Source organism: Streptomyces bugieae, assembly GCF_036352915.1.
Taxonomy (GTDB): domain Bacteria; phylum Actinomycetota; class Actinomycetes; order Streptomycetales; family Streptomycetaceae; genus Streptomyces; species Streptomyces endophytica.
This window is the reverse complement of record NZ_JAZBJP010000037.1, coordinates 35718-60240: the sequence shown is the minus strand read 5'-3', so window position 1 is coordinate 60240 and position 24523 is coordinate 35718. Positions and strand designations below refer to the sequence as shown.

27 protein-coding genes are annotated in these 24523 nt (G+C 72.0%); 15 read left to right on the top strand and 12 right to left on the bottom strand.

The window, feature by feature from the left end; all coding sequences use genetic code 11:
• Positions 1-18 precede the first annotated feature (18 nt).
• Positions 19-444 carry a D-aminoacyl-tRNA deacylase gene (dtd, locus tag V2J85_RS34520; RefSeq protein ID WP_261956286.1) on the bottom strand — a complete coding sequence of 142 codons (426 nt, stop codon included), beginning with the start codon at positions 442-444 and terminating at the stop codon, positions 19-21.
• A gap of 174 nt (positions 445-618) precedes the next feature.
• Here dtd and V2J85_RS34515 point away from each other — a divergent pair, with 174 nt between their 5' ends.
• The 4 genes from V2J85_RS34515 to V2J85_RS34500 all read left to right on the top strand — a co-directional run bounded on the left by V2J85_RS34515 (position 619) and on the right by V2J85_RS34500 (position 3856).
• A complete protein-coding gene (locus V2J85_RS34515) occupies positions 619-1404 on the top strand; it encodes an RsiG family protein (protein ID WP_419836861.1) in 786 nt (261 codons plus the stop codon).
• A gap of 57 nt (positions 1405-1461) precedes the next feature.
• Entirely contained in the window at positions 1462-2457 is a 996-nt protein-coding gene (locus tag V2J85_RS34510; RefSeq protein WP_261956287.1) for an asparaginase, read from the top strand.
• Positions 2458-2651: 194 nt separating this feature from the next.
• The gene (locus V2J85_RS34505; protein WP_261956288.1) at positions 2652-3083 is read left to right on the top strand and encodes an ankyrin repeat domain-containing protein; all 432 of its coding nucleotides are present in this window, start codon (positions 2652-2654) and stop codon (positions 3081-3083) included.
• 206 nt (positions 3084-3289) lie between these two features.
• On the top strand, positions 3290-3856 hold the full coding sequence (locus V2J85_RS34500) for an NADPH-dependent FMN reductase (RefSeq protein WP_330823752.1): 567 nt from the start codon (positions 3290-3292) through the stop codon (positions 3854-3856).
• A gap of 184 nt (positions 3857-4040) precedes the next feature.
• Here the strand turns inward: V2J85_RS34500 and V2J85_RS34495 are convergent, their stop codons facing one another.
• Positions 4041-4628, bottom strand: a complete 588-nt coding sequence (locus V2J85_RS34495) for a TetR/AcrR family transcriptional regulator (protein ID WP_330823751.1) — start codon at positions 4626-4628, stop codon at positions 4041-4043.
• Between the two features lie 330 nt (positions 4629-4958).
• On the opposite strand from V2J85_RS34495, the gene V2J85_RS34490 reads away from it, so the two are divergent.
• A complete protein-coding gene (locus tag V2J85_RS34490) occupies positions 4959-5372 on the top strand; it encodes a VOC family protein (RefSeq protein WP_261956291.1) in 414 nt (137 codons plus the stop codon).
• A 161-nt stretch (positions 5373-5533) separates the two neighbouring features.
• On the top strand, positions 5534-5887 hold the full coding sequence (locus tag V2J85_RS34485) for a winged helix-turn-helix transcriptional regulator (protein ID WP_261956292.1): 354 nt from the start codon (positions 5534-5536) through the stop codon (positions 5885-5887).
• Between the two features lie 12 nt (positions 5888-5899).
• Here V2J85_RS34485 and V2J85_RS34480 read toward each other — a convergent pair whose 3' ends face one another.
• Both V2J85_RS34480 and V2J85_RS34475 read right to left on the bottom strand, forming a co-directional pair.
• Entirely contained in the window at positions 5900-6733 is an 834-nt protein-coding gene (locus V2J85_RS34480; RefSeq protein ID WP_330823750.1) for a class I SAM-dependent methyltransferase, read from the bottom strand.
• Positions 6734-6812: 79 nt separating this feature from the next.
• On the bottom strand, positions 6813-7226 hold the full coding sequence (locus V2J85_RS34475; protein WP_261956294.1) for a VOC family protein: 414 nt from the start codon (positions 7224-7226) through the stop codon (positions 6813-6815).
• Positions 7227-7708: 482 nt separating this feature from the next.
• Here V2J85_RS34475 and V2J85_RS34470 point away from each other — a divergent pair, with 482 nt between their 5' ends.
• A complete protein-coding gene (locus tag V2J85_RS34470; protein WP_330823757.1) occupies positions 7709-8311 on the top strand; it encodes a TetR/AcrR family transcriptional regulator in 603 nt (200 codons plus the stop codon).
• A 394-nt stretch (positions 8312-8705) separates the two neighbouring features.
• On the top strand, positions 8706-9080 hold the full coding sequence (locus V2J85_RS34465; RefSeq protein ID WP_261956295.1) for a VOC family protein: 375 nt from the start codon (positions 8706-8708) through the stop codon (positions 9078-9080).
• Positions 9081-9125: 45 nt separating this feature from the next.
• Here V2J85_RS34465 and V2J85_RS34460 read toward each other — a convergent pair whose 3' ends face one another.
• The 3 genes from V2J85_RS34460 to V2J85_RS34450 form a co-directional block, all read right to left on the bottom strand.
• Positions 9126-10118: an aldo/keto reductase gene (locus V2J85_RS34460; protein WP_261956296.1), complete on the bottom strand. Its 993-nt coding sequence runs from the start codon at positions 10116-10118 to the stop codon at positions 9126-9128.
• A gap of 132 nt (positions 10119-10250) precedes the next feature.
• The gene (locus tag V2J85_RS34455; RefSeq protein WP_261956297.1) at positions 10251-10577 is read right to left on the bottom strand and encodes a winged helix-turn-helix domain-containing protein; all 327 of its coding nucleotides are present in this window, start codon (positions 10575-10577) and stop codon (positions 10251-10253) included.
• Positions 10574-10999 carry a hypothetical protein gene (locus V2J85_RS34450; RefSeq protein WP_261956298.1) on the bottom strand — a complete coding sequence of 142 codons (426 nt, stop codon included), beginning with the start codon at positions 10997-10999 and terminating at the stop codon, positions 10574-10576. The genes V2J85_RS34455 and V2J85_RS34450 overlap by 4 nt, the downstream gene beginning before the upstream one ends.
• Before the next feature lie 302 nt (positions 11000-11301).
• Between V2J85_RS34450 and V2J85_RS34445 the strand changes: the two genes are divergently transcribed.
• The gene (locus tag V2J85_RS34445) at positions 11302-12237 is read left to right on the top strand and encodes a putative protein N(5)-glutamine methyltransferase (RefSeq protein WP_330823749.1); all 936 of its coding nucleotides are present in this window, start codon (positions 11302-11304) and stop codon (positions 12235-12237) included.
• Between the two features lie 4 nt (positions 12238-12241).
• Positions 12242-13063, top strand: coding sequence for a maleylpyruvate isomerase family mycothiol-dependent enzyme (locus V2J85_RS34440; protein WP_330823748.1), 822 nt, complete (start codon positions 12242-12244; stop codon positions 13061-13063).
• A 70-nt stretch (positions 13064-13133) separates the two neighbouring features.
• Here V2J85_RS34440 and V2J85_RS34435 read toward each other — a convergent pair whose 3' ends face one another.
• Positions 13134-13673, bottom strand: coding sequence for a winged helix-turn-helix transcriptional regulator (locus tag V2J85_RS34435; protein ID WP_330823747.1), 540 nt, complete (start codon positions 13671-13673; stop codon positions 13134-13136).
• Positions 13674-13743: 70 nt separating this feature from the next.
• On the opposite strand from V2J85_RS34435, the gene V2J85_RS34430 reads away from it, so the two are divergent.
• On the top strand, positions 13744-14622 hold the full coding sequence (locus tag V2J85_RS34430; protein WP_261956302.1) for an NAD(P)H-binding protein: 879 nt from the start codon (positions 13744-13746) through the stop codon (positions 14620-14622).
• Here V2J85_RS34430 and V2J85_RS34425 read toward each other — a convergent pair.
• Positions 14619-15671, bottom strand: a complete 1053-nt coding sequence (locus V2J85_RS34425) for a methyltransferase (protein WP_330823746.1) — start codon at positions 15669-15671, stop codon at positions 14619-14621. The two genes, V2J85_RS34430 and V2J85_RS34425, sit on opposite strands and share 4 nt — an antisense overlap.
• A 142-nt stretch (positions 15672-15813) precedes the next feature.
• On the bottom strand, positions 15814-18201 hold the full coding sequence (locus V2J85_RS34420; protein ID WP_419836860.1) for an ATP-binding cassette domain-containing protein: 2388 nt from the start codon (positions 18199-18201) through the stop codon (positions 15814-15816).
• A gap of 196 nt (positions 18202-18397) precedes the next feature.
• Between V2J85_RS34420 and V2J85_RS34415 the strand changes: the two genes are divergently transcribed.
• From V2J85_RS34415 to V2J85_RS34405, 3 genes are all read left to right on the top strand, one after another.
• Complete coding sequence (locus V2J85_RS34415) at positions 18398-18841, top strand: helix-turn-helix domain-containing protein (RefSeq protein WP_030415894.1); 444 nt, start codon at positions 18398-18400, stop codon at positions 18839-18841.
• A 31-nt stretch (positions 18842-18872) separates the two neighbouring features.
• Entirely contained in the window at positions 18873-19526 is a 654-nt protein-coding gene (locus tag V2J85_RS34410) for a hypothetical protein (protein ID WP_261956304.1), read from the top strand.
• A 191-nt stretch (positions 19527-19717) separates the two neighbouring features.
• Entirely contained in the window at positions 19718-20062 is a 345-nt protein-coding gene (locus V2J85_RS34405) for a DUF2516 family protein (protein ID WP_261956305.1), read from the top strand.
• Positions 20063-20126: 64 nt separating this feature from the next.
• Here the strand turns inward: V2J85_RS34405 and V2J85_RS34400 are convergent, their stop codons facing one another.
• Positions 20127-21503, bottom strand: coding sequence for a PP2C family protein-serine/threonine phosphatase (locus V2J85_RS34400; RefSeq protein WP_261956306.1), 1377 nt, complete (start codon positions 21501-21503; stop codon positions 20127-20129).
• Between the two features lie 293 nt (positions 21504-21796).
• Positions 21797-22897, bottom strand: coding sequence for a C40 family peptidase (locus V2J85_RS34395; protein WP_330823745.1), 1101 nt, complete (start codon positions 22895-22897; stop codon positions 21797-21799).
• 465 nt (positions 22898-23362) lie between these two features.
• Between V2J85_RS34395 and pstS the strand changes: the two genes are divergently transcribed.
• On the top strand, positions 23363-24487 hold the full coding sequence (gene pstS, locus V2J85_RS34390; RefSeq protein WP_261956307.1) for a phosphate ABC transporter substrate-binding protein PstS: 1125 nt from the start codon (positions 23363-23365) through the stop codon (positions 24485-24487).
• Positions 24488-24523: the final 36 nt, after the last annotated feature.

The window sequence follows — 24523 nt, the reverse complement described above, 5'->3', positions numbered from 1 at the left end:
CCCCGGCCCGCCCGCCCCTCACACCTCGACCAGGACCGTGAACGGCCCGTCGTTGGTCAGCGAGACCTTCATCTGCGCGCCGAAGCGGCCGGTCTCGACGTGGGCGCCCAGCGCCCGCAGCCGGGCGACGACCTCGTCGACGAGCGGTTCGGCGACCGGGCCGGGGGCCGCGGCGTTCCAGGTGGGACGGCGGCCCTTGCGCGCGTCACCGTAGAGAGTGAACTGGCTGATCACCAGCAGCGGCGCCCCGGTGTCCGAGCAGGACTTCTCGCCCTGCAGCATCCGTACCGACCACAGCTTGCGGGCGAGCTGTGCCGCCTTCTCCGGGGTGTCGTCGTGGGTGACGCCCACCAGTACGCACAGCCCCTCCCCGACGATCTCCCCGACCGTCTCGCCCGCCACCTCGACGCGGGCGCCGTCAACTCTCTGCACCACGGCTCGCATACCCGCCATCATGCCGGGCGGCGGTACGGCTTCGGACAGCCGTGCCCCTACGGGGGCCGTTCGGGTGCCATGGCCCTGCAGAAGGACCGCACAGAGTGGCACGATGCGTGCACGTGGTGCGTTTCATGGACAACATGCCCTGGACGCGGCCCGGACGAGGGGACGGAACCATTCATGAGCACTGCCGGCGCCGGACAGACACCCGGTCCCGTACCGAGCGCCCGTACGACACCGACCGAACCACCGGCTCCGGCCGCCACCACCGCGTCCGGCACCGGCCGGTCGGCACCCGCCGCCCCGGCGGCCCCCGGCGCGTCGACGACCACCACCGCATCCCCCACCACATCCACCACAGCCACCACGACGACCACGGCAGCGGCTCCCGGTGAGCCGGCCGGCACCAAGGACGGCCCCATGCTCCAGGCAGGCCAGGCGCAGCACCCCCGCCCCCCGCAGCAGCGCGACCGCTGCCGCCCGGCCGGCACACCCGATCTCTCCGGGCTGGGGCTGCCCGAGCTGCGCGTCGTACGCCGGGACTCGCAGCAGGAGGAGGCCGATCTGAGCTATCTACGGCGGCTGCTGCAGGGCCGGATCGACATCCTGCGGGCCGAGATCGCCCGCCGCACCGCCCAGCACTCCCCGCTGCTGGACCGGCTGCCGGAGATCCTCACGGACCTGCCGTCGCGGCACCGCTCGTCCGCCCGGCATGTGACGCTCGGCACACCGCACAGCGAGGAGTACCGCAGGATGGCGGACGAGATGCTCGGCGAGGTCGAGCTGTCCGACCTCACTGCGCGGACCGACCAGGAGCTGCACGACGCGATGGGCCGGCTGATCCGCTACGAACGCCAGGTCTCGCAGCGCCGTGGGGCGCTGCAGCGCACCACCGACGAGTGCAGTGCGGAAATCGCCCGCAGGTACCGTGAAGGCGAAGCACAAGTGGACGACCTGCTGTCCTGACGGGCCACGAGCCTCCCGGGCGCGGGTCGGCCCCCGTCCCCGTCCGGAAGGCCGCCGATGACCTCGTCCTCGCCCACCCCGATATCCGTTCCGACCCCGCGTTCCCCCGAGGACGTCTCCCCCGTCCTCGCGGAGGTCGTGCGCTCCGGCTTCGTCGAGGGCCGGCACCGCGGCTCGCTGGTGGTACTGGCGGCGGACGGCAGCGTCGAGACGGCGCTGGGCGATGTGACGGCGCCGGTCTTCCCGCGTTCCACGAACAAGCCGATGCAGGCCGCGGCCGTCCTGCGCGCGGGTCTTGAGCTCTCCGGCGAGCGGCTGGCGCTGGCCGCCGCGAGCCACTCCGGCGAGTCCTTCCACCTCGATCTCGTCCGGACCATGCTGGCCGAGCACCAGCTGACCGCCGACCAGCTCCAGACGCCGCCCGACCTGCCGCTGGACCCGGAGGAGGCGGAGTCGTACCTCGCCGCGGGCCAGGTCCGCGACCGGCTGGCGATGAACTGCTCGGGCAAGCACACCGCGATGCTCGCCGCCTCGGCGCGCAACGGCTGGCCGCTGGCCTCGTACCTGGACCCGGCGCATCCGCTGCAGCAGCTGGTGGCCGAGGCCGTGCGCGGCGCGAGCGGCGAGGACGTCGCGCACGTCGGTACGGACGGCTGCGGCGCCCCGCTGCTCTCGCTCTCCCTGACGGGCCTGGCCCGCGCCTTCCGGTACTTCGTGCTGGCGGACCCGGGCACGCCCGAGCGGCGGGTGGCGGACGCGATGCGCGCCCACCCGGAGTACGTCGCCGGCACCCGCCGCCCCGACACCTGGCTGATGCAGGAACTGCCCGGCACGCTGTCCAAGATGGGCGCGGAGGCGGTGCAGGCGCTGGCCCTGCCGGACGGCCGGGCGCTGGCCTTCAAGATCGACGACGGTGCCGGGCGCGCGCTCGGCCCGGTCCTCGCCCGCACCCTCCGCCTGATGGGCGTCGACGCGCCGGTGCTGTCCCGTCTGGCGGAGGTCCCGCTGCTGGGCGGCGGGGTCCGGGTGGGCGAGATCCGCGCGGCGTTCTGACCCGGCCCTCGGGCGCCGACTCCCCTGGGGTGGCGCCGACGCGGGGTGCGCCGGCGCTGCCGGGAGGGCGATGGCCTGCATAAAGTGGCGATGACGGTGCAGGAACAAGTGCACGCAGGTACCGCACGGGTATCACGCACTCGTCCCGCACCGATCATGCAGGTACCACTCACGACAGCAGGAGGCCGGCGACCATGAGCGACGCGAATCCCCAGCCGCAGGGGCCCGAGTCGATCGAGCATGCGCATGACCCCGAGGTACTGCAGCTCGCGTCCAAGGTGTTCGATCTGGCGCGGCACGGAGACACCGACACCGTCGCCGCGTACGTGGACGCCGGCGTACCCGCCAATCTGACGAACGACAAGGGCGACTCGCTCGTGATGCTGGCGGCGTACCACGGCCACCCGGCGACGGTGGAGGCGCTGCTGCAGCGCGACGCCGATCCCGACCGCCCCAACGACCGCGGCCAGACGCCGCTGGCCGGTGCGGTGTTCAAGGGCGACGACGAGGTCGTCAAGGTACTGATGGCGCACGGGGCCGACCCGTCGGCGGGCGCGCCGTCGGCGATCGAGACGGCGCGGATGTTCCAGAAGACGGAGCTGCTGAAGCTGTTCGGCGTGGAGTGATCGAGGTGGAGTGCGTGGGGTGATCGGCGTGCGGTGCGTGGAGTGATCGGCGTGGGGTGATCGGCGTCGTCCGTCCCGCCGGGTGGTCCTCCGTGGCGGCGGTCCCGGGGCGTGCTTGACCTCAAGTTTGATTGAGGTCTTAGCGTCGGGTCCCGACGGCGATCCCGCCGTCCACCGACCCCGGCCGTCCGCCACGGAGGACCCGCATGTCCGAGCACACCTACCGCCTCGCAGTGATCGTCGCCAGCACCCGGGAGGGCCGGTTCGCGCCCGTCATCGCGAACTGGTTCTCCCGGCAGGCGGAGACCCGCGCCCATGTCGACCTCGATGTGATCGACCTGGCCGAGGTCCGCCCGTACGAGCTGCGCCACGGCAGCGAGGAGTACGAGACCTTCGCCAAGCGCGTGGAACAGGCGGACGCGTTCGTGGTGATCACCCCGGAGTACAACCACTCCTTCCCGGCCCCGCTCAAGCACGCCATCGACCTGCTGTTCCCGCAGTGGCGGGCCAAGCCGGTCGGCTTCGTCTCGTACGGCGGGATCTCCGGCGGGCTCCGCGCCGTCGAGCAACTGCGGCTGGTCTTCGCCGAGTTGCACGCGACGACGGTGCGCGAAACGGTGAGCTTCGCGCTGGCCGGCAACCTCTTCGACGACCAGGGCCGGCTGCACGACCCGGCCCCCGCCGAAAAAGCCGCCGACGCCCTGCTCCGCCAGCTGGAGTGGTGGGCCCTGGCCCTCCGCGAGGCCCGCACGGCACGCCCTTACGGGGGCTAGTCCGCGCCCCTACGGGGTCGTTACGGGGGGGCGCGCCTTCACGGGGGTAGGGCGCGTCCTCACTGGGGCCGGGGCGCACCCTTACGGGGGTAGGGCGCGCCCCCAACCGGGGCCGGGGCCGACCCTTACGGGCCCCTGGGGTCCACCCTTACGGGCCCTGCGGACCAGCCCGGCCGGAACGCCGTTATCCCGGCTCCCCCGCCGGCCCGATCGTGCGGTCGACGAGTGCGGCGATCAGCCCGTCGGTCTCCTCGGCGGGCACCACACCGGGCAGGGTGAGCTGCTCCAGCATCAGCCCGGTCATGGCAAGATACGTCAGCAGCACGGCGGTCCGGTCACCCGGCAGCCCGCTCTCCAGATGGAAGCCGATGTCGTCGTCGAGCGTCGCCCGCATGACCCGGGTCAACTCGTCCCGCAGCTCGGGGCGGCGGGTCGCCTCCAGGCGCAGCTCCAGCATCGCCAGATAGCCGGTGCGGTTCTCGGTCACCCGGCGGTTGATCCACCGCATCAGGTCGGCCACCAGCGCCCGGTCGCGCGGCGCCGCCATCACCTCGGCGACCTCGTCCGGGTCGGGCGCGATCCGCTGGTGGATCTGGCCGGTGACCTGGGCCAGCAGATCGTCCCTGTTGGAGAAGTAGTTGGACGCGGTGCCGCCGGGCACCCCCGCGGCCGCGTCGACGGCCCGGAAGGTGAGCCCGCGCGCACCGTCCCGCGCCAGTACCTCGATCGCGGCATCCACCAACGCCGCCCGCCGCTCCGGATTACGCACCATCTCGCCCACCTCGCATCTTGCCGACCGTATCCCCGGCACACCGGGATCCCGAGCGCCTCGGAAACCCTGGAAGTCCGGGAAAGCCTGGGAAAGCCCGGGAAAGCCCGGATACCTCGCCACCCCGAGCACCCCGGACACCTTGGAGCTTCGGACGCCTCGGACGCCTCGGACATCTCGGATTCTCTGGAAATTTTCGAATTCCTCTTGCAACCACTACAGCCAGAGTACTACAACTGGAGTTGTTGCACCGGTGGTGGGCCGTAACCGCCCTGACCCGGTGGCACACCACCGCGCCGCCGGACCGCCCGGCCGCGCCCGGAGAGGATCCCTATGCGCTTCGCCAAGTTCGGCACCGCCCTGCTCACCGACGACGTCGCGGCCAGCACCCGCTTCTACGTCGACCACTTCGGCTTCCGGCCGCTCGTCGAGCTCGACTGGTACGCCAGCCTCCAGCACCCCCAACACCCCGACTGCGCCCTGGACTTCACCCTGCGCGGGCACGAGGCCATGCCTGTGGACTTCCGCCACCAGAAGACCGCCGGCGCCCTCCTCGGCTTCATGGTGGAGGACGCCGCGGGCGAGGAGGCCGCCCTGCGCGCCAAGGGGGTCCCGATCGCCGTACCGCTGCGCGACGAGCCCTGGGGGCAGCGCCGCTTCAACGTCTGGGCCCCCGAGGGCACCCTGATCGAGGTCCTCCAGACCATCGACCCGGACCCGGAGTGGATGGCCGCCCAGGGGCTCTGAGGGCGCGCCGACCGTCGCCCACCAACCGCTCCCCGGCCCTGGATACTTGTGCCGGCGGGAGGAACGCGTCGGAACGCGCTGGAGCACACCGGAGCGCGTCGGAACGCGTCAGCACTCGCCAGAACTCGTCAGGACGCCATCAGGGGGAGCCGGGCCCGGTCATGAGCGCACGCAACAAGCCGTACGAATGCGGGCTGGACGCCGCGGTGGACGTCATCGGCGGCAAATGGAAGGTGCTGCTGCTGTGGGCGCTGGCCGAGCGCCCGCACCGGTTCGGCGAACTGCGCCGCGGCCTGCCGAAGATCACCGAGAAGGTGCTGACCCAGCAGCTGCGCGAGCTGGAGGCCGACGGCATCGTGCACCGCGAGACCTTCCCCCAGGTGCCGCCGAGGGTCGAGTACTCCCTCACCGAGGCCGGCCGCTCCCTCAACGAGGCGCTGGCTCCCCTCGGCGCCTGGGGCACGGCCCACATGTCCCACTTGGAGGCCACGTACGACCAACGGCACCCGGGGTAGTGGGGGCGGGAGTCACGCGTCCCGCACCGCCGTGGCGATGTGCACCCGCATCGCGCACGGGATCCGGCCGTCCGGCAGTGCCAGGGCCGCCGCCTCCCGCGCGAAGCGGACCCGTAGTTCCGCGGTGACGGCGGGGTCGAGCGGCCCCAGGTCGTAGATGCCGCCCACGGTCGCCCAGACGCGCTCCGGCGGTCCGGTCAGATCGATCCGTACGGTCTCCCAGTGCACGGGCCCGAACCCGGCCGGACCGAATACCGCGTCGAACCCCTCGCGGCTCCGCAACCGCCGGTCGCCGAGCGAGGGAATCCGCTGGCCGGCGGGTGCGGCCTCGAACAGCGGCCGGGCCACGCGCAGGAACGCCGCATACCCCTCGTCCCCGGCCGCGCCGCCGCCCACGGCGACCGCCAGCGTGCCGCCGGGCGCCAGCACCCGTGCCACCTCGGCCGCGACCTGCTCGGCCTCACCCATCAGCATCAGCGCCATATGGGACACACAGCCGTCGAACCGGCCGTCCTCGAAGGGGAGTTGCTGGGCGCGTCCGCTCCGCAGGTCGGCCTGGGCGACACCGGGGCGGCGGCGGGCCAGCGCCAACTCCTCTGCGGACAGGTCGAGTCCGGCCAGCGCCCGGCCGGGCCGCCGGCCCCGCTCGGCGAGGAGTTCGAGCAACAGCCCGTCACCGCACCCGAGATCCAGTACCCGGTCGCAGGCCGCCACCCGGTCCCGGAGGATCTCGTAGCTCGACCGCCCGCCCTCGGCCCGCCCGTGCGCCATCGTCCGTACGGTCACCGCGGGGTGCGCCGCGTGGAACGCCCGCAAAAACGCTTCCTGCTCCCGAACCGTCGCCATCCCGCGATCGTAGACACGACTTCGGGAGACGGGCGGGGCGATACGGGGAACGGTGCCGGGCGGCCGGCTGCGGGGTGGCCTACCCGTCGCCTTCGGGCCCCTCCTGCAACGACCAGCCGTTGCCGTCGGGGTCGGTGAAGTAGACGAACGAGTTCCACGTCCCACCGGGACCGTCGGCCAGCGCGCCGTCCTCGACGTGCTGCACGGGGCTCGCCGCCACACCCCGCTCGACCAACTGCGCCCGGGCCGCGGCGACATCGGACACCACCAGCTGGAGCCCCTGCACGGAACCGGGCGGCACCTCGGTGACCCCGGCACCCGCCCCGATGACGATCGAGCACTCCGATCCGGGCGGGGTCAGCTGCACGATGCGCGCCCGGCCGCCGACCGAGACGTCGTGGTCGACGTCGAAGCCCAGCTGCTCGCTGTAGAAGCGCTTGGCCCGCTCCACATCGGCCACCGGAACCGGCACCAGTTCGAGCTTCCAGTCCATGACACGCCGCCCTTCCACACGACGACGGCAAGAGCACCCGCAAGAGCGCCCCGGCAGCACCGCACTCCGCACTCCGCACTCCGCAACGACGGGACCCGCCGCGACGACAAGAGCTGACGAGCCCCACCGCGCGCCGCACGAAGCCCACAGCGAGGAGCGCGCAAGGAGCCCGCAGGCCCGCAAGGAGCCCGCTGCGAAAGATCTGCTGCGCGAGCAATCCGCTGCGAGCAATCCGCTGCAAGAAGTCTACGGAGCGTTCGGCGGTCATGCGCGGCGCGCGGCCAGGCGCGGATGGCGAGGCGCGGATGGCGAGGCGCGGATGGCGAGGCGCGGAGGACCAGGCGCGGAGGACCAGGCGTGGCTGGAAGACCGGCCGAGGAGAACGATTGACGGAGTGAGCACTCACTCCGTAGCATGGAGGCATGACCCCACAACCTGCACGCCGGCGCGCACCCGGCATGAGTGTGGAACAGCGCCGGGCCATGATCGTGGCCGCCGCGCTGCCGTTGGTGGCGGAGTACGGCGCGGCCGTCACCACCAGTCAGATCGCCCGCGCGGCGGGCATCGGCGAGGCCACGATCTTCCGGGCCTTCAAGGACAAGGACGAGGTGCTGGACGCCTGCGTCCGCGAGGCGGTCAGCACGGACCACGTCCTGCGCGAACTGGCCTCGGTCTCCCTCGACGAGCCGCTCGCCGCCCGGCTGACGGAAGCGGCCGAGGCGCTGCGCGCCCATATGGAGCGAATCGGTACGGTCGTCGGCTCCCTGCACGCCTCCGGCCACCTCCGCGGCCGCGGCCGCGAGCCCGGCCCCGTCACCCCGGAGGCCGGGGCCAAGGCGGACGGACCGCCGGAGGACCCCCGGGCCCGGTCCGTCGCCGCGCTGCGTCAAGCCGTCACCGAGCTGATCGAACCGGACCGGGACGCCTTCCGGCTGCCCCCCGAGAAGGTCGCCGGGGCCTTCCTGGGCCTCCTCTTCACCCGCCTCCCCAGCCCTGTCTCAGAGGCCGACGCCCCCCTCACCAGCGAGGAACTCATCGCCGTCCTCCTCCACGGCACCCTCACCCACCCCGGCAACGACACGTAAGACCACCCGCGGCCCCCCACTCCGCCCCTCAGGCCACGCACCGCCGCCTGCCGCCCCGCCTCCACCGACGCACCACCACGCCCCGGCGACAACGAACCCGGCACCTCGAACCCGGCACCTCGAACCCGCTCCGCGCCGCGGCGACAGCGACGAGCCGCCGTCCCCTCGGACGACGCATGGCCGCATCCTCAGCAACGGCCCGTCGTCCGGGCCGGCAATGACGCACGCACGCCGCGCCCCCGCACCCCGGCAACGACGCGTGCCGCCCCGCCAACGGCCAACCACCGCGCCCCGGCAACGACGAACGATCGCTTCCCCCAGTCACGAGCCGCGAGCCACGAGCCGCGAGCCGCGAGTGACCGTGCCCGTCCGCCCCAACCCTCAGGAGCCCCACATGCCCGTGACCCTCAACCACACGATCGTCCCAGCCGTCGACCACCGTGCCACTGCGCGCTTCTTTGCGCAGGTCATGGGGCTGCCGGAGCTTCCGCCGGCCGGTCGGCTGGGGCATTTTGCGCCGGTTCGGGTCAACGAGACGCTCACCCTTGACTTCATGACCGTGCCGGATGCCGAAGGCCACCATCTCGCCTTCGACGTGGACCCCGAGACCTTCGACGGGATCCTCTCCCGCATCGAGGCGGCCGGCGTCTCCTACGGCAACGACCCCGCCACCCCGGACAACGGCCGCATCGACCACCCGCTGTGCCCCCGCGGCCTGTTCTTCGCCGACGACTCCGGCAACCTCTACGAGGTGATGTCGCCCGCGTAGCCGGCCCGCGAGGACCAGCCGGCCGGGGTGGCCGGCCCCGGCCGGTCAGCCGTCGACGAAGCTCAGGCTCACCTCGTCGTACCGGGTTCCGGCCACCTGGCCGGCCGGGGCCGCGGCGTCGATGGCGGCGAGGTCCTCGGCGGACAGCTCGATGGCGAGCGCCCCGATGTTCTCCTCCAGGTACTTCTGCCGGCGGGTTCCGGGGATCGGCGCCACGTCGTCCCCGCGGTGCTGCACCCAGGCCAGCGCGAGCTGCCCGGCAGTGACCCCCTTCTCCCCGGCGAGTTCGTTCAGCTTCTCGACGATGGCCAGGTTCTGCTCAAGGTTGCCGTCGGCGAACCGCGGCTGGGTCCGGCGCACATCCGTCTCCGCCATCCCCTCGACGCTGGTGTAGCGCCCGGTCAGGAAGCCTCGCCCCAGCGGCGAGAAGGGCACCAGCCCGATCCCGAGCTCCCGGCAGACCGGCGCGACCTCCTGCTCCAGATCCCGGGTCCACAGCGACCACTCACTCTGCAGCGCGGCGATCGGGTGCACCGCATGCGCCCGGCGCAGCGTCGCCGCGCTCGCCTCGGACAGCCCGAGGTGGCGCACCTTGCCGGCCGCGACCAGCTCGGCCATCGCCCCGACGGTCTCCTCGATCGGCACCTGGGGGTCGACCCGGTGCTGGTAGTAGAGGTCGATGTGGTCGACCCCCAGCCGGCGCAGCGACGCGTCACATGCCTGCCGTACGTACGCCGCGTCCCCCCGGATCGCGGTCGGCTCGCCGAGGCGGTTGGCGAACCCGAACTTCGTCGCCAGCACGACCTCGTCCCGCCGCCCGGCGATGGCCCGGCCGATCAGCTCCTCGTTGTGCCCCGCGCCGTAGAAGTCGGAGGTGTCGAGGAAGGTGACGCCGAGGTCGAGCGCCCGGTTGACGGTGGCGATCGACTGCGCGTCGTCCGACTCCCCGTAACCGTGGCTCATCCCCATGCAGCCGAGCCCCTGCGCGGATACCTCCAGCTCACCGAGCTTGCGCGTGGGAATGGTCGTTGCGGTCATAGTGCTGCTACCTCCTGGACGGGCCGGGCGGGTCGTGTGATCAACCCCGCTCTGGACGGTAGGAGTTGGAGTGCGCTCCAAGTCAACACGGCGCGGGGCGGGATCGGTTCCGGCCTCGGTCCCGGCCCCTCGTCAGCCCGCGCCCTCGGCTATGGCGCGCAGGGCCTGGCAGTGGGCGGCGAACGCGGTGCGGCCGTCGGAGGTGAGGGCGAGCCAGGTGCGTGGGCGCTTGCCGACGTGGCCCTTGGTGACGGCGACGTAGCCGGCCTTCTCCAGGGTGGAGACCTGGCGCGAGAGGACCGAGTCACTCACCTCCACGGTATCGCGGACGAAGGCGAACTCGGCCTTGTCGGCGGCCGCCAGGGTCGCCACGATGGAGAAGCGGACGGGCGCGTGGATGACCTCGTCGAGCCCGTGCCGCGGGTGAGCCCCCTGGGGCAACTGCCGCGAGGTGCTCACCGGCGGGCCTCCGCATATCCGCCTATCAGCCCCGGAAGGGCCACCAGCACCGCTCCGGCCACCCACCATGCCGTGACGCCCCGGAACCAGATGAGGCCCGGCACCAGCACCGCGTTGTAGAGCAGGCCCCAGGCGATGATCAGGCCGGCGCGCCAGCGGCCGAAGCCGCGCCGGGCCACCCGCTGCCGGGCCGCGTACACCGACAGTCCGCCCACGGTGGCGCACCAGAAGATGCTGCCGAGTACCACTCCGTACGGCTGCCCCAGCAATCCGAGGGCCAGCACCATCACCCCGGACCCACAGCCGTAGATCACCTGATAGCGGACGGACCACTTCGTGCTCGCCCGGACCGTACTGCTCAACTCCTGTGCGCGGGCCAGCGCGGCCGCCGCGTCCTCGGATGCGTATGCCTGCTCCGGCATGTCAGTCCCCCCTGGCGTTCCATCGGTTCGGCTCCCCCGCCGAACCCGTGCTTTCAGCATGCCAAGTACTTTCCACTTCGACAAGTACTTTCCTGAAAATCAGTTCGAACGAGTGACACTCGCTCACACGCCGTCAGGTACTGTGTGCCGTCCCAGCAGTGGAGTGACCGAGGAGGTGAGACCGATACCCCGCCAGTTCAGGCAGGCGCGCCCGTCTCCCGTCCGCGTGGTCCACCGCTTCAGGTGACCTTCCGGCACAGGTGAGTCGGGCCGCCCTCGGCGCCCCGAAAGGCTCACCACACATGCCGTCATCGCACCTGGCACGACCCTCACGCTCTTCAGGCCCCCCAGGCCCTGCACGCTCCGCACCCCCTCCACCCCCGGACGTCGTCTCCCGGCTGCGTGCCGCCGGCTGCGTCTTCGCCGAGGACGAGGCGGCGCTGCTGTGCGCCACCGCCCGTACGCCCGATGAGCTCGCCGCCATGGTGGAACGCCGTGCCCTCGGCCAGCCCCTGGAACACGTCCTGGGCTGGGCGGAGTTCTGCGGGCTGCGGATCGCCGTCGACCCGGGTGTCTTCGTGCCGCGCCGCCGTACGGAGTTCCTCGTGGAGCAGGCGCTCGGCCTGCGGCGCCGGCCCGTCGGCCCGGAGCCCGGTGCGCGCCGGCGGCCCACCGTGGTCGTCGATCTGTGCTGCGGTTCCGGAGCGGTGGGCGCCGCACTGGCCGCCGGTCTGGAACGGGTCGAGCTGTACGCGGCCGATGTCGAGCCCGCCGCGGTGCGCTGCGCCCGCCGCAATGTCGGGCCCGTCGGGGGCACGGTCCACGAGGGCGACCTCTTCGGCCCGCTGCCCCCGGGGCTCCGCGGCCGCGTCGACGTCCTGGTGGCCAACGTGCCCTACGTACCGACCGAAGAGGTGGGGCTGTTGCCCGCGGAGGCCCGCGAGTACGAGCCGCTGGTGGCGCTCGACGGCGGGGTGGACGGGCTCGACGTGCTGCGCCGGGTGACCGGGGCCGCGCCGCAGTGGCTGGCGCCCGGCGGGCATCTGCTGGTCGAGACGAGCGAACGGCAGGCGCCGCGGGCCGTCGAGGCGTTCACCGGGGCGGGGCTGCGCCCGCGGATCGCCCGCTCGGAGGAGCTGTACGCCACGGTGATCGTCGGGACCCGGCCGGACCCGGCGGCCCACGGAAACCGCGGCGGGAAATCCGATGAGGGCCGGTCCGGTGGCGCCCTATCGTGACGCCATGTCTCCCTCGATGGCTTCGATGAGCTATGACCGCCACTGTTCCGAAATCGTCGCGCAGACCGCCCTGTTGGTGTCCCACGTCGAGGGTGCCGAACTGGCCACCCCCGTCCCCGCCTGCCCCGGCTGGAACCTCGGCCAGCTGCTGCGCCACCTGGGCGAAGCACATCGCTGGGTGGAGACGATCGTGCGGACCCGGGCCACCGGGCCGGTGTCCGAGGAGCGGATCAACAACGTCTCCGACGCGACGGACCAGGACCCGGCCGAACTCGCCGGGTGGCTCACCGAAGGTGCCGGGCAACTGGCGGACGCGTTGCGGACGGCGGGGCCGGAGGCCGCGGTGTGGACCGTGGCCCCCGGTGGCACGCCGGTTTTCTGGGCCCGCCGTATGACCCACGAGACGGTGGTGCACCGCGCGGACGCGGCCTTCGCCGTCGGGGCGGACTTCACCGTGGACGACGAGGTCGCCCTCGACGCCCTGGACGAGTGGATGAGTTTCGGCCACCTGCCGCCCGTATTCGAGACCAGGCCCGACCTGCCCGCCCTCCTGGCCGGCGGCCGGACCCTGTGCTTCCGGGCCACCGGCACCGCCCCGGATGCCGGCGCGGAATGGCTGGTCGGCCTGGAGGGCGACACGCTCGCCTCGCGCCGCGGCGGGGGCCCGGCCGCCGTCACCGCCCGAGGCCCGCTGGCGGACCTGCTGCTGTTCGTCTACGGCCGGCGGTTCGCCCCCGGTGGCCCCGGCGGCGGCGTCGAGGTCGTCGGCGATGCGGCGCTGCTCGACGCCTGGCTCGACGCCACCAGCTTCTGGCTCAGGGAGTGAGCCGGAAGCCGGGGCGGAAGGGGGCCAGGGGCCGGGGGGCGGAAGGAGGCTCAGCCCTCGGGACGTACCGTTACGCACCGTCCGCGTGCGCGGCGTCCACGTGCGCACCATCCGTGTGCGCACCGTCCGCGTGCGCACCGTCCGTGTGCGCGGCGTCCCAGGCCGCCCGGGAGGCGGCGATGGCCGGGCGGTGGGCGATCGACCAGTCCGCGAGGGCCTTCACGAGGTGGGTGAGGCTGCGCCCCAGCTCCGTCAGCTCGTACTCGACCTTGGGCGGAACGGTGGGGTACACGGTCCGCTTCACCAGCCCGTCGCGCTCCAGGCGCCGGACGGTGAGGGTCAGCATCCGCTGCGAGATGTTGCCGGGGATGGCGCGCTGCAGCTCCTTGAACCGCTTGGTGCCGGGGGAGAGTTCGACGACCACGTAGACGGACCACTTGTCCCCGAGCCGGTCCAGTGCGTCCCGGACACCGCACTCGTCCTGCGGCGTCTCACACACGATCACCGTCCCGGCCGACCCTGATTCCGACCCCGGCCCCGCTTCCGACCCCGCCCCCAGTCTCGGTTCCGGTTCCGCCGAGGTGGTTACCCCCGTGTGCCCTACTGACATCAAAGTGCCTCCTTACGCGCCGAAGTTGCCCTCCGGATGATGGGACCACACAGCTCAGGAGGGGGATCCCATGATTCTGATCACCGGCGCCAACGGCGCCCTCGGCCGACTCGTCGCCGCCGAACTGGCCGGCCGGGACGACGTCGTCCTCGGCACCCGCACACCCGAATCCACCACGGATTCCACCCACGCCGCTCAGGCCGCTCAGGCCCCCCGGCCCACTCAAGCTCCCCGGCGCCGCATCGACTTCGACGACCCGGCCTCCCTCGACTTCACCGGCGTGGACACCCTGCTGCTCATCTCCGCCGGGTACGGCGAGGACGACATCGTCATCGCCCGGCACGACGCCGCGATCACGGCGGCCGAGAAGGCGGGCGTGCGGCACCTCGTCTACACCAGCCTCAGCGGCGACGGCGACCACCTGGCGTACGCGCTGGCCCACCGCTGGACCGAACGCCGCCTCGCCCGCAGCCCGTTGGCGTGGACGGTGCTGCGCAACGGGCTCTACGCCGAGTTCCTCGCCGCCATCGCCGCTCCGGGACCCGACGGCACCATCGCGGCGCCGCTGGGCACGGGCCGGCTGGCCGCGGTGGCCCGCGCCGACCTCGCGGCGGTGGCGGCACGGGTGGCGACCGAGCCGGAGCGGCACGCCGGGCGGGTGTACGAGCTGGTGGGCGAACGGGCGCTGGGCGGCGCCGAGTTGGCGGACGCGGTCGGCGGCTCGTACGAACCCGGCTCGCTCGGCGCGGCCCGGGAGGCGATCGCCGCGTCCGGCGGGGCGCTGCCGTACCAGGTCCCGATGCTGGTGGGCACGTACTCGGCGATCGCCGGCGGCTTCCTGGACGGCTCCGGCATCGAGGCGAACGCGCTGCGGACGCTCCTCGGCCGCGCGCCCCGCCCCGCCCTGGACGCCTACCGGACCGCGGTCGCCGCGCCGTCCGCGGCCTAGTCCGGCACCGCCTCGCCGGTGGCCTCGGCCTCGATGAGGGAGGACATGGCGCGGGTCGGGACGATGCGGTGGAGGCGGAAGCCGGAGCGGGTGAGGAGGTCCTCGAACTCCGCGGCGGTGCGTTCGCGGCCCCGGACGACCATGAGCATGACGATGTCGAGGGCGAGGGCCGGGTGCGGGGAGCCGTCGGCGGGCAGGACCGCGTCGACGACGAGCAGCCGCGTGCCGGGCGTCACGGCCCGCCGGATGGTGCGCAGGATGCGCAGGCAATCCGCGTCGGGCCAGTCGTGCAGGATGTTCTTGAGCAGGTAGAGGTCCCCGCCCTTCGGTACGGCGGTGAAGAAGTCGCCGCCTTCCGTGCGCCAGCGGCCGTCGAGCTCCGGGGTGTCGAGCAGATGGTCGGCGACGGTCTCGGGCCGGTCGAAGAGGACGCCCCGCAGGCCCGGGGAGCGGGTGAGGGCCTCGCGGAGCAGGCCGCCCCGGCCGCCGCCTATGTCCACGACCGTGCCGCTGTCGGGGAAGGCGTAGGCGCCGGCGATGTCCTCGTCCGCCTGGCCGGTGCGCGAGGTCATCGCGGCGTCGAAGAGACGGCTCTTGTCGGGTGTGGCGGACAGGTGCGCGAAGAAGGGGACGCCGTAGGCGGTTTCGAAGCCGGGTTCCCCGGTTCTCAGGGTGTCGGGGATGTTCTCGGCGGACCGGCGGAACATCTCGTCGGTGAACAGCAGGGCGGTGGCGCGCTGGGAGCCGGGCACATCGGCGCGCAGGCCCGCCCCGCTCTCCGTCAGGGCGAACGCCCCGTCCTCCTCGTGGAACAGCCCCCGGGTGGCGAGCATCCGCAGGATCCGGCGCAGGGGTACGGCCTGCGTGCCCGAGCGCTCGGCCAGGTCCTCGGCGGTGCGCGGGCCGTCGGCCAGGAGGTCCGCGATGCCGTGCACGATGACGGCGCGCACGGCATCGGCGTATATGTGGCCGTACATCAGGTCCTGCAGCGGCGAGAAACGGGCGCCGGCGGCGGGGGCGTCCGGGCGGAGGTCAGGGGTGGTGGCCAAGGGTTCGCTCCTGTCGTCGTGACGTGTCGACATGCCTCCATTATCGAGTATTTGCCCAGGTCACGGATGGTTTTGGGGACTTCGGGGACCCGCCGGCGACCAGCGGGGGCCGGGCAGCGGGCGGCCCGCTGCCCGGCCTTCCTCAGCTCCCGACGTACTCCGCGAGGTGCTGGCCGGTGAGGGTGGAACGGGTGGCGACCAGGTCGGCCGGGGTGCCCTCGAAGACGACGCGGCCGCCGTCGTGGCCGGCGCCGGGGCCGAGGTCGATGATCCAGTCGGCGTGGGCCATGACCGCCTGGTGGTGCTCGATGACCAGGACCGACTTGCCGGAGTCGACGAGCCGGTCGAGCAGGCCGAGGAGCTGCTCGACGTCGGCGAGGTGGAGGCCGGCGGTCGGCTCGTCGAGGACGTAGACGCCACCCTTCTCGGCCATGTGCGTGGCCAGTTTGAGCCGCTGCCGCTCGCCGCCGGAGAGGGTGGTGAGCGGCTGGCCGAGGGTGAGGTAGCCGAGGCCCACGTCGGACATCCGCTGCAGGATCCTGTGCGCGGCGGGGGTGCGCGCCTCCCCGGCGGCGAAGAACTCCTCGGCCTCCGTCACCGGCATCGCCAGCACCTCCGCGATGTTGCGCCCGCCGAAGGCGTAGTCGAGCACCGATGCCTCGAACCGCTTGCCCTCGCAGTCCTCGCAGGTGGTGGCGGTGCCGGCCATCATCGCCAGGTCGGTGTAGAGGACGCCGGCGCCGTTGCACGTCGGGCAGGCGCCCTCGGAGTTGGCACTGAACAGCGCCGGCTTGACGCCGTTGGCCTTGGCGAACGCCTTGCGGATCGGGTCGAGCAGCCCGGTGTACGTCGCCGGATTGCTGCGCCGGGAGCCGCGGATCGGCGCCTGGTCGACCGACACCACCCCCTCCGCGGCCGGGATCGACCCGTGCACGAGGGAGCTCTTGCCGGAGCCCGCGACGCCGGTGATCACGGTGAGCACACCCAGCGGGATGTCCACGTCGACGTTCCGCAGGTTGTTCGCGGTCGCGCCGCGGATCTCCAGGACGCCGTCGGGCGTGCGCACCGCGTCCTTGAGCGAGGCGCGGTCGCCGAGGTGGCGCCCGGTGACGGTGTCGCTGCCGCGCAGCCCGTCGAGGGTGCCCTCGAAGCAGACGGTGCCGCCCGCCGTACCGGCGCCGGGGCCGAGGTCGACGACGTGGTCCGCGATCGCGATCACCTCGGGCTTGTGCTCCACGACGAGCACCGTGTTGCCCTTGTCCCGCAGTCGCAGCAGCAGGTCGTTCATCCGCCGGATGTCGTGCGGGTGCAGGCCCGCGGTCGGCTCGTCGAAGACGTACGTGACGTCGGTGAGCGAGGAGCCGAGGTGGCGGATCATCTTGACGCGCTGCGCCTCGCCGCCGGAGAGGGTGCCCGCCGGACGGTCGAGCGAGAGGTAGCCGAGGCCGATCTCCTCGAACGAGTCGAGGGTCTGCTGCAGCGCGGTGAGCAGCGGCGCCACCGACGGCTCCTTGAGGGTGCGCACCCAGTCGGCGAGGTCCCTGATCTCCATCCGGCAGGCGTCCGCGAGGGAGATCTTCTTGATCTTGGCCTTCCTGGCGTGCTCGGCGAGCCGGGTGCCGTCGCAGTCGGGGCAGGTGGTGAAGGTGACCGCGCGCTCCACGAACGCCCGGATGTGCGGCTGCATCGACTCCGTGTCCTTGGACAGCATCGACTTCTGGATGCGCGGGATCAGACCCTCGTAGGTCATGTTGATGCCCGCGATCTTCATCCGGGTCGGCTCGCGGTGCAGGAGGTCGTGCAGCTCCTTCTTGGTGAACCTGCGGATCGGCTTGTCCGGGTCGAAGAAGCCGGACTCCGCGTACAGCCGGGAGTTCCAGCCGCCGCCGGTGTAGCCGGGGACGGTGAACGCGCCCTCGTTGATCGACTTGCTGTCGTCGTACAGCTGGGACAGGTCCAGGTCGGAGACCGCTCCCCGGCCCTCGCAGCGCGGGCACATGCCGCCGACCCGGTTGAACGAGACCTTCTCCGCCTTCTTGGCGCCGCGCTCCACCTTGATCGCACCGGACGCGCTGACCGAGGGCACGTTGAAGGCGAACGCCCCGGGCGGGCCGACGTACGGCTTGCCGAGCCTGCTGAAGAGGATGCGCAGCATCGCGTTGGCGTCGGTGGCGGTGCCGACGGTGGAGCGGGGGTCGCCGCCCATCCGCTGCTGGTCGACGGCGATCGCGGTGGTCAGCCCGTCGAGGACGTCGACCTCGGGCCGGGCCAGGTTCGGCATGAAGCCCTGTACGAAGGCGCTGTAGGTCTCGTTGATCAGCCGCTGCGACTCGGCGGCGATGGTGTCGAAGACCAGCGAGCTCTTGCCCGAGCCGGAGACGCCGGTGAACACGGTCAGCCGGCGCTTCGGTATCTCGATGCTGACGTCCTTGAGGTTGTTCACGCGTGCGCCGTGGACGCGGATCCACTCGTGGCGGTCGGCGACGTGCGGCGCCGGCGACTGCCCGTCCGCCCTCGGGGCCATGCTCATCGGTGTCTCCCTCTGCTGGAACTGCCATGGTGCCCGCCGGGTCGCGGGAAGGCGCCTCGTCGTGCAGTTCACGCTACGGGCGGGCGGCAGGCCGTGCTTCTTCGTTCCTGACCGGTGTGCGAGCCCTCGCCCCCGCACGTACCACTTTTGCTAGCGCTTGCTTGCAATAGTTAGCACGGCGAGGCACCATCGAGGCATGGCATCACTCAACGTCGGCAATCTCGGCGAGTTCCTGCGGGAGCAGCGGCGCACCGCGCAGCTGAGCCTGCGGCAGCTCGCGGATGCCGCCGGGGTGTCCAATCCGTACCTCAGCCAGATCGAGCGCGGCCTGCGCAAGCCCAGTGCGGAGATCCTCCAGCAGCTGGCCAAGGCGCTGCGGATATCCGCCGAGACGCTGTACGTCCAGGCCGGAATTCTGGATGAGCGACGCGGTCTGGACGGGGTCGAGGTGCAGACCGCGATACTCACCGACCCGGCGCTGAACGAGAGACAGAAGCAGGTCCTGCTGCAGATCTACGAGTCCTTCCGCAAGGAGAACGGACTGGTCAGCCGCGAGGACCGGGCAGCGGGCGGCCATGCGGACGGACGCGAGGCGGACGCCCATGAGACCGAGGCCGACGACGGCCCGCACGCCACCTGAGCAACCGATTCGTTCCAGGAGGAACCACGTCATGGCCATCAACACCGATGAGCTCCGCAAGGTCCTGACCGACGCAACCCCGCTCTACGCCGTGGCCGGCACCATCGATCTGGCCGCCGAGAAGCTCGGCGAGGTGCCGCAGCTGGTGGAGCGGCTCCGGGCCGAGGCGCCCAAGCGCTTCGATTCCGTCCGCAGCACCGATCCCAAGGAGGTCCAGGCGCTGGTCACCAAGCAGGCCAAGGACGCCCAGGAGAAGCTGGCCGATCTGCTGGAGTCGCTCGACGGCGACTTCAAGAAGTTCCGCGACCAGGCGCAGGAGCTGGCGCTGCAGGGCGTCGGCCGGGTCGCCGAGACCGCGGTGAAGGCCCGGGAGGGCTACGAGGAGCTGGCCGAGCGCGGCCGGGGCGCGGTGGCGACCTGGCGCGGTGAGGTGGCCAACCGCACCGAGGACGTCGCGGTGGCGATCGAGCCGGAGCCGGCCCCCGCCAAGCCCGCCGCCAAGAGCGGCACCGCGAAGACCGGCACGGCCAACGGCTCCAAGACGCAGAGCAGGACCGCCTCGTCGGCCAAGGCCACCACGTCGCCCCAGGCCAAGCCGGCCGCGGCGAAGAAGCCGGTCGCGCAGCGCAAGCCTTCGCCGGCGCCGGCGCCGGCGAAGAAGAGCACCCCGCCGTCCGCGAAGTGAGCGCACGGCCGCGCACCGCGCACTGAGGCGCGGATCACGGCCGGGCCGGGCACACCCTGGCGTGCCCGGCCCGTTGTGCGGGTACGGTGGGGCCGCACGGGCGGCAGCCGGCGGCCCCCCGGCCCTCGATGGCCGGGCAGTCGGACCACACTGCACCAGACCACACGGCAGGCGAACGGGCGGAGGACGGCGTGCTGATCTACGGGTTCCAGTCGATTCTGAGCTGGGCGCAGCTCGCCCTGGGCATTTATGCCGCCGTGATGCTGATCGACGCCGCGGTGCGCCGCGAGGACGCCTACCGCGCGGCGAGCAAGCAGACCAAGGGCATGTGGCTGATCTTCCTGGCCATCGCCACGGCCCTGCTGTTCATCCTGCCGGTGATGTCGTTCCTGCCGATCATCGGCGTGATCGCGGTGATCGTCTACACCGTCGACGTCCGGCCGGCGCTGCGTGCGGTCTCCGGCGGTGGCCGCGGTCCGCGGCGCGGCGGTTCCAGCTCGGACGGGCCCTACGGGCCGTTCAACGGCGGGCGCTGAGCCCCCCGCTGAGCCCTCCGGGGCCCTCGGAATCCTTCGTTCGGCAAGCCCCCTGCCGCGCCGCTCAGCGGCGGTCCAGCAGCAGCACGGCCACGTCGTCGGTCAGCTCGCCGCCGTTGAGGTCGCGTACCTCCCGGACGGCCGCGTCCAGCAGGGCGTCGCCCCGCAGCCCGGACTCCATCTGCCGGCCGACGAGCTCCGCCATGCCCTCCTGGCCGAGCCGCTGGTTGCCCTCGCCGATCCGGCCCTCGATCAGGCCGTCGGTGTACATCATCAGGCTCCAGGAGCCGCCCAGCTCGACCTGGCGGCGCGGCCAGCGGGCCTCCGGCAGCAGGCCGAGCGCCGGGCCGCCGCATTCGTACGGCAGCAGCTGCGGGCGCTCACCGGCCCGGGCCAGCAGCGGCGCGGGGTGGCCGGCCAGGCACAGTCCGGCGCGGCGGCCGTCCGCGGAGATGTCGACGGTGCACAGCGTCGCGAAGATCTCGTCGTCCGCGCGCTCGTGCTCCAGCACCTTCTGGAGGGTGGCGAGCAGCTCGTCGCCGCACAGTCCGGCGAAGGTCAGCGCGCGCCAGGCGATCCGCAGCTCGACGCCGAGGGCGGCCTCGTCCGGGCCGTGGCCGCAGACGTCGCCGATCATGGCGTGCACGGTGCCGTCGGCGGTGCGCACAGTGTCGTAGAAGTCGCCGCCGAGCAGCGCGCGGCTGCGGCCGGGGCGGTAGCAGGCGGCGAACCGCAGGTCGGAGCCGTCCAGCAGCGGGGTGGGCAGCAGTCCGCGCTCCAGCCGGGCGTTCTCCTGGGCGAGCATCCGCGACTCGGTGAGCTGGCGCTGGGCGAGGTCGGCGCGTTTGCGTTCGACGGCGTAGCGCACGGCGCGACTGAGGACCGCGCCGTCGAGTTCGTCGCGGAAGAGGTAGTCCTGGGCGCCGACGCGCACGGCGTCGGCGGCGCGCTCGGCGTCCGTCTCGTAGGTGAGGACGAGGACGGCGTGCGAGGGGGCCAGCCGCAGGACGTCGTGCAGCATGCCCAAGGCATCGCCAGGGTCGCTGCCGGGGGCGGTGCCGCGCTCGCCCGCGGCGCGGTCGGCCGGTTCGGCCGGCGGCAGGTCGAGCAGGATGCAGTGCACGTCGTCGGTGAGCAGCCGCTCGGCCTCGGTGAGGTTGCGGGCGGTGCGCAGCCGTACCTTGCGGCCGGCCCAGTCCCACATGTCGGGGACGTGGCTGTTGGGGTCCTCGCCGATGAGGAGCAGGGTCAGGCCCTGGCTGACCGGGCCGTGATCGGCCGAAAGTCGCTGTTCGATTTCCGGGGCGTCCGTGCCCCGGTCCGTCGCGTCCCCCGCGCCCGGCGCGTCGGCGACCCGCGCGGTCCGCGCGCAGGCGTCGTCCACCGGTCCTGCCTGGTGCGGCAGCACGACCGTCCGCTGGTGCGGTACGGGTACGGGCATCGGTCTGCTTCCTTCCCTCCCCCCGAGGGGCGCATGGGCGCCGACCGGCGCACCACGGTGCCCGGCTCCGCTCCGCTCGTCGGTCTGTCGAACGGGCACGCACCGGGCACTGACAGGCGACCATAGCGCCAGAACCAAGCGGTATGGAATGGCCGTCGGCAATCGGCCATCGTCATATGCCGCGGCCGATAAGGCATTTGACCTGGGCCGGGGGGAATGCGGAATGACGAATATCACCCCGCTTGAGTGCATTCGGCGACAAGCCGGCAACTCTCGGAGAGGAAACAATCCGGTCATTTATCGCGGACGTGATCCGCGTCATGGTGCCGCGGGTCACCGTCCGGCCGGACCACTCCGAGGATCGGCATCGAGCCGGCCCCGGTGATCGTCACCTGCCGGCCGGGCCGCGGGGCGTGCACGATCGCGCCGTCACCGAGATACATCCCGACATGGCTGGCATCGGAGAAATAAATGATCAGATCGCCCGGCCGCATGTCCTGCAGGGCGACGTGCGGCAGCTGCCGCCACTGCTCCTGCGAGGTCCGCGGAATGGTCCGCCCGGCGTGCTGCCAGGAGCGCAGGGTGAGCCCGGAGCAGTCGAAGGTGTCCGGACCCTCGGCACCCCACACGTAATCCTTGCCGAGCTGTGCGGTGGCGTAGGAAATCGCCTTGCGGCCGGCCGCCGACGCCTTATTGCTGATCTCGTCCAGTACGCCCGAGTCGAGCCACTTCTGCTGCTCCCGGAAGGCCGCTTCGTCCTCCAGCTTCTGCAGCCGGGCCTTTTCCTTCGCGGCCAGCCGGGATTCCAGCTCCTTTGCCGCGTCGATCTTTTTCTCGATGTCCTTGCGGGCGCTTTCCTTCTTCTTGCGGTTCGCCTCCAGCTGTTCCCAGCGGTCGGTCGCGGCGTCGGAATAGTTCTGCAAATCGCCCTGGAGACGGGAGAGTTGACTGATCACGCGTTTGGCGGCCAGCTGGCCCTTGCGGGCCAGGGTGGCGTTGTCGAGGAAGGCCTCCGGATCGGCGTTGAGCATCAGCTTCGCCTCGGCCGGCAGCCCGCCGCCGCGGTACTGCGCGCTGGCCAGGGCGCCCGCCTGCCGCTTGAGGGCGGCCAGGTCGTGCTGGGTGCGGTCGATGGTGCGGGCCAGCTTGACGATCTCCTTCTGCTGGCGTTCGACCTGCTCCTTGGCCGCGTTGTAGGCGTCGGTGGCCTGCTCGGCCTTGCGGTAGAGGGCGTCGATCTTCTTGCGTACGTCGTCGAGGTGGCGGGCGCCGGCGTCCGCGTCGTTCGAGGCCTTCCCGGAGCCCGCGGGCGGGTCCTTCGGGTCGTCGGCGTACGCGGTGGACGCCGTGGCGCCCAGCAGGCCCGTGGCGCACAGGACGACGGCGGTGCACACCGCCAGCCGGCGGCCCGTGACGGCCGGTCCACCCGTTACGCCCGTTACGCCCGTTACACCCTGTGTACCCCGTACACCCCGTACACCCCGAACGCCCTGTCGTGCCCCCTGGCTCCCCACCAGCCACCTCCGGTCGTTCCGCACCGATTCGCGTCAACTCTCCGGCGCGGATGCTGCCATACCGGCCGGTAATTCAACAGAGCGACGGGCCCTTTAGTACGGGTGGGCGAGCACTTCTTTCCACGCACCCAGCCGATGGCCGAGGTTCACCCTGCGTTCACTCCCCTCCATCGGCGGCTTCACTTGATCTGCCTAATTTCGGCCGTACCGAGTGCGCGTCACGCCCGGAAGGCAAGCGCGACACGGCAGAAAACACGCCTCAACCGCACCCCCACGGCGGTCACCACACACCTCATCACCTCGCACGCCGACGATGCGGCGCGCCCCAGGAAGGAATTCCCGACAGTGAAGCTTCAGCGCAAGAACCGGGTTCGCGCCCTCGCCGTTGGCGCTCTCGCCGTCTCCGGTGCCCTGGCCCTGACGGCGTGCGGCTCCGACGACACCACCGGCGGCAGCGGTGGCAGCAGCGCCGCCAAGACCTCGAACATCAAGTGCGAGGGCAAGGGCAAGCTGCTCGCGTCCGGCTCGTCCGCGCAGAAGAACGCCATGGACGTCTGGGTGCAGAACTACTCGGGCGCCTGCAAGGACACCGAGATCAACTACCAGCCGACCGGCTCCGGCGCCGGCGTGACCACCTTCCTGCAGGGCCAGACCGCCTTCGCGGGCTCCGACTCGGCCCTCAAGCCCGAGGAAGTCACCAAGTCCAAGCAGGTCTGCAAGGGCGGCCAGGCCGTCGACCTGCCCATGGTCGGCGGCCCGATCGCGGTCGGCTACAACGTCCCCGGCGTGGACAACCTGGTCCTGGACGCCCCGACCCTGGCGAAGATCTTCGACTCGAAGATCACCAAGTGGAACGACGCCGCGATCAAGAAGCTGAACCCGGGCGCCAAGCTGCCGGACCTGAAGATCCAGGCCTTCCACCGCTCCGACGACTCGGGCACCACCGACAACTTCACCAAGTACCTCAAGGGCGCCGCACCCGGCGACTGGAAGCACGAGCCGGCGAAGAAGTGGGAGGGCACCGGCGGCCAGGCGGCGTCCGGCTCGGCCGGCGTCTCCTCGCAGGTCAAGCAGACCAGCGGCGCGATCTCCTACTTCGAGCTGTCCTACGCGACCTCCGGCAAGATCCCCACGGTCAAGCTGAACACCGGCGCCAAGGCCCCGGTCGAGGCCACGGTCGACAACGCCTCCAAGGCCATCTCCGAGGCCAAGCAGGTCGGCAAGGGCAACGACCTGGCCCTGCAGCTCAACTACACCACCAAGGCCGAGGGCGCCTACCCGATCACCCTGGTGACGTACGAGATCGCCTGCGACAAGGGCAACAAGGCCGAGACCCTGCCGGCCACCAAGTCCTTCCTGACCTACGTCTCCAGCAAGGACGGCCAGGACGCGCTGAAGGCCCTCGGCTACGCCCCGCTGCCCACCGAGATCGCCGACAAGGTCCGCGCCACCGTCAAGACCCTCTCCTGACCAACCCCGGGTGGCGGCCCGACCGTCGCCACACGG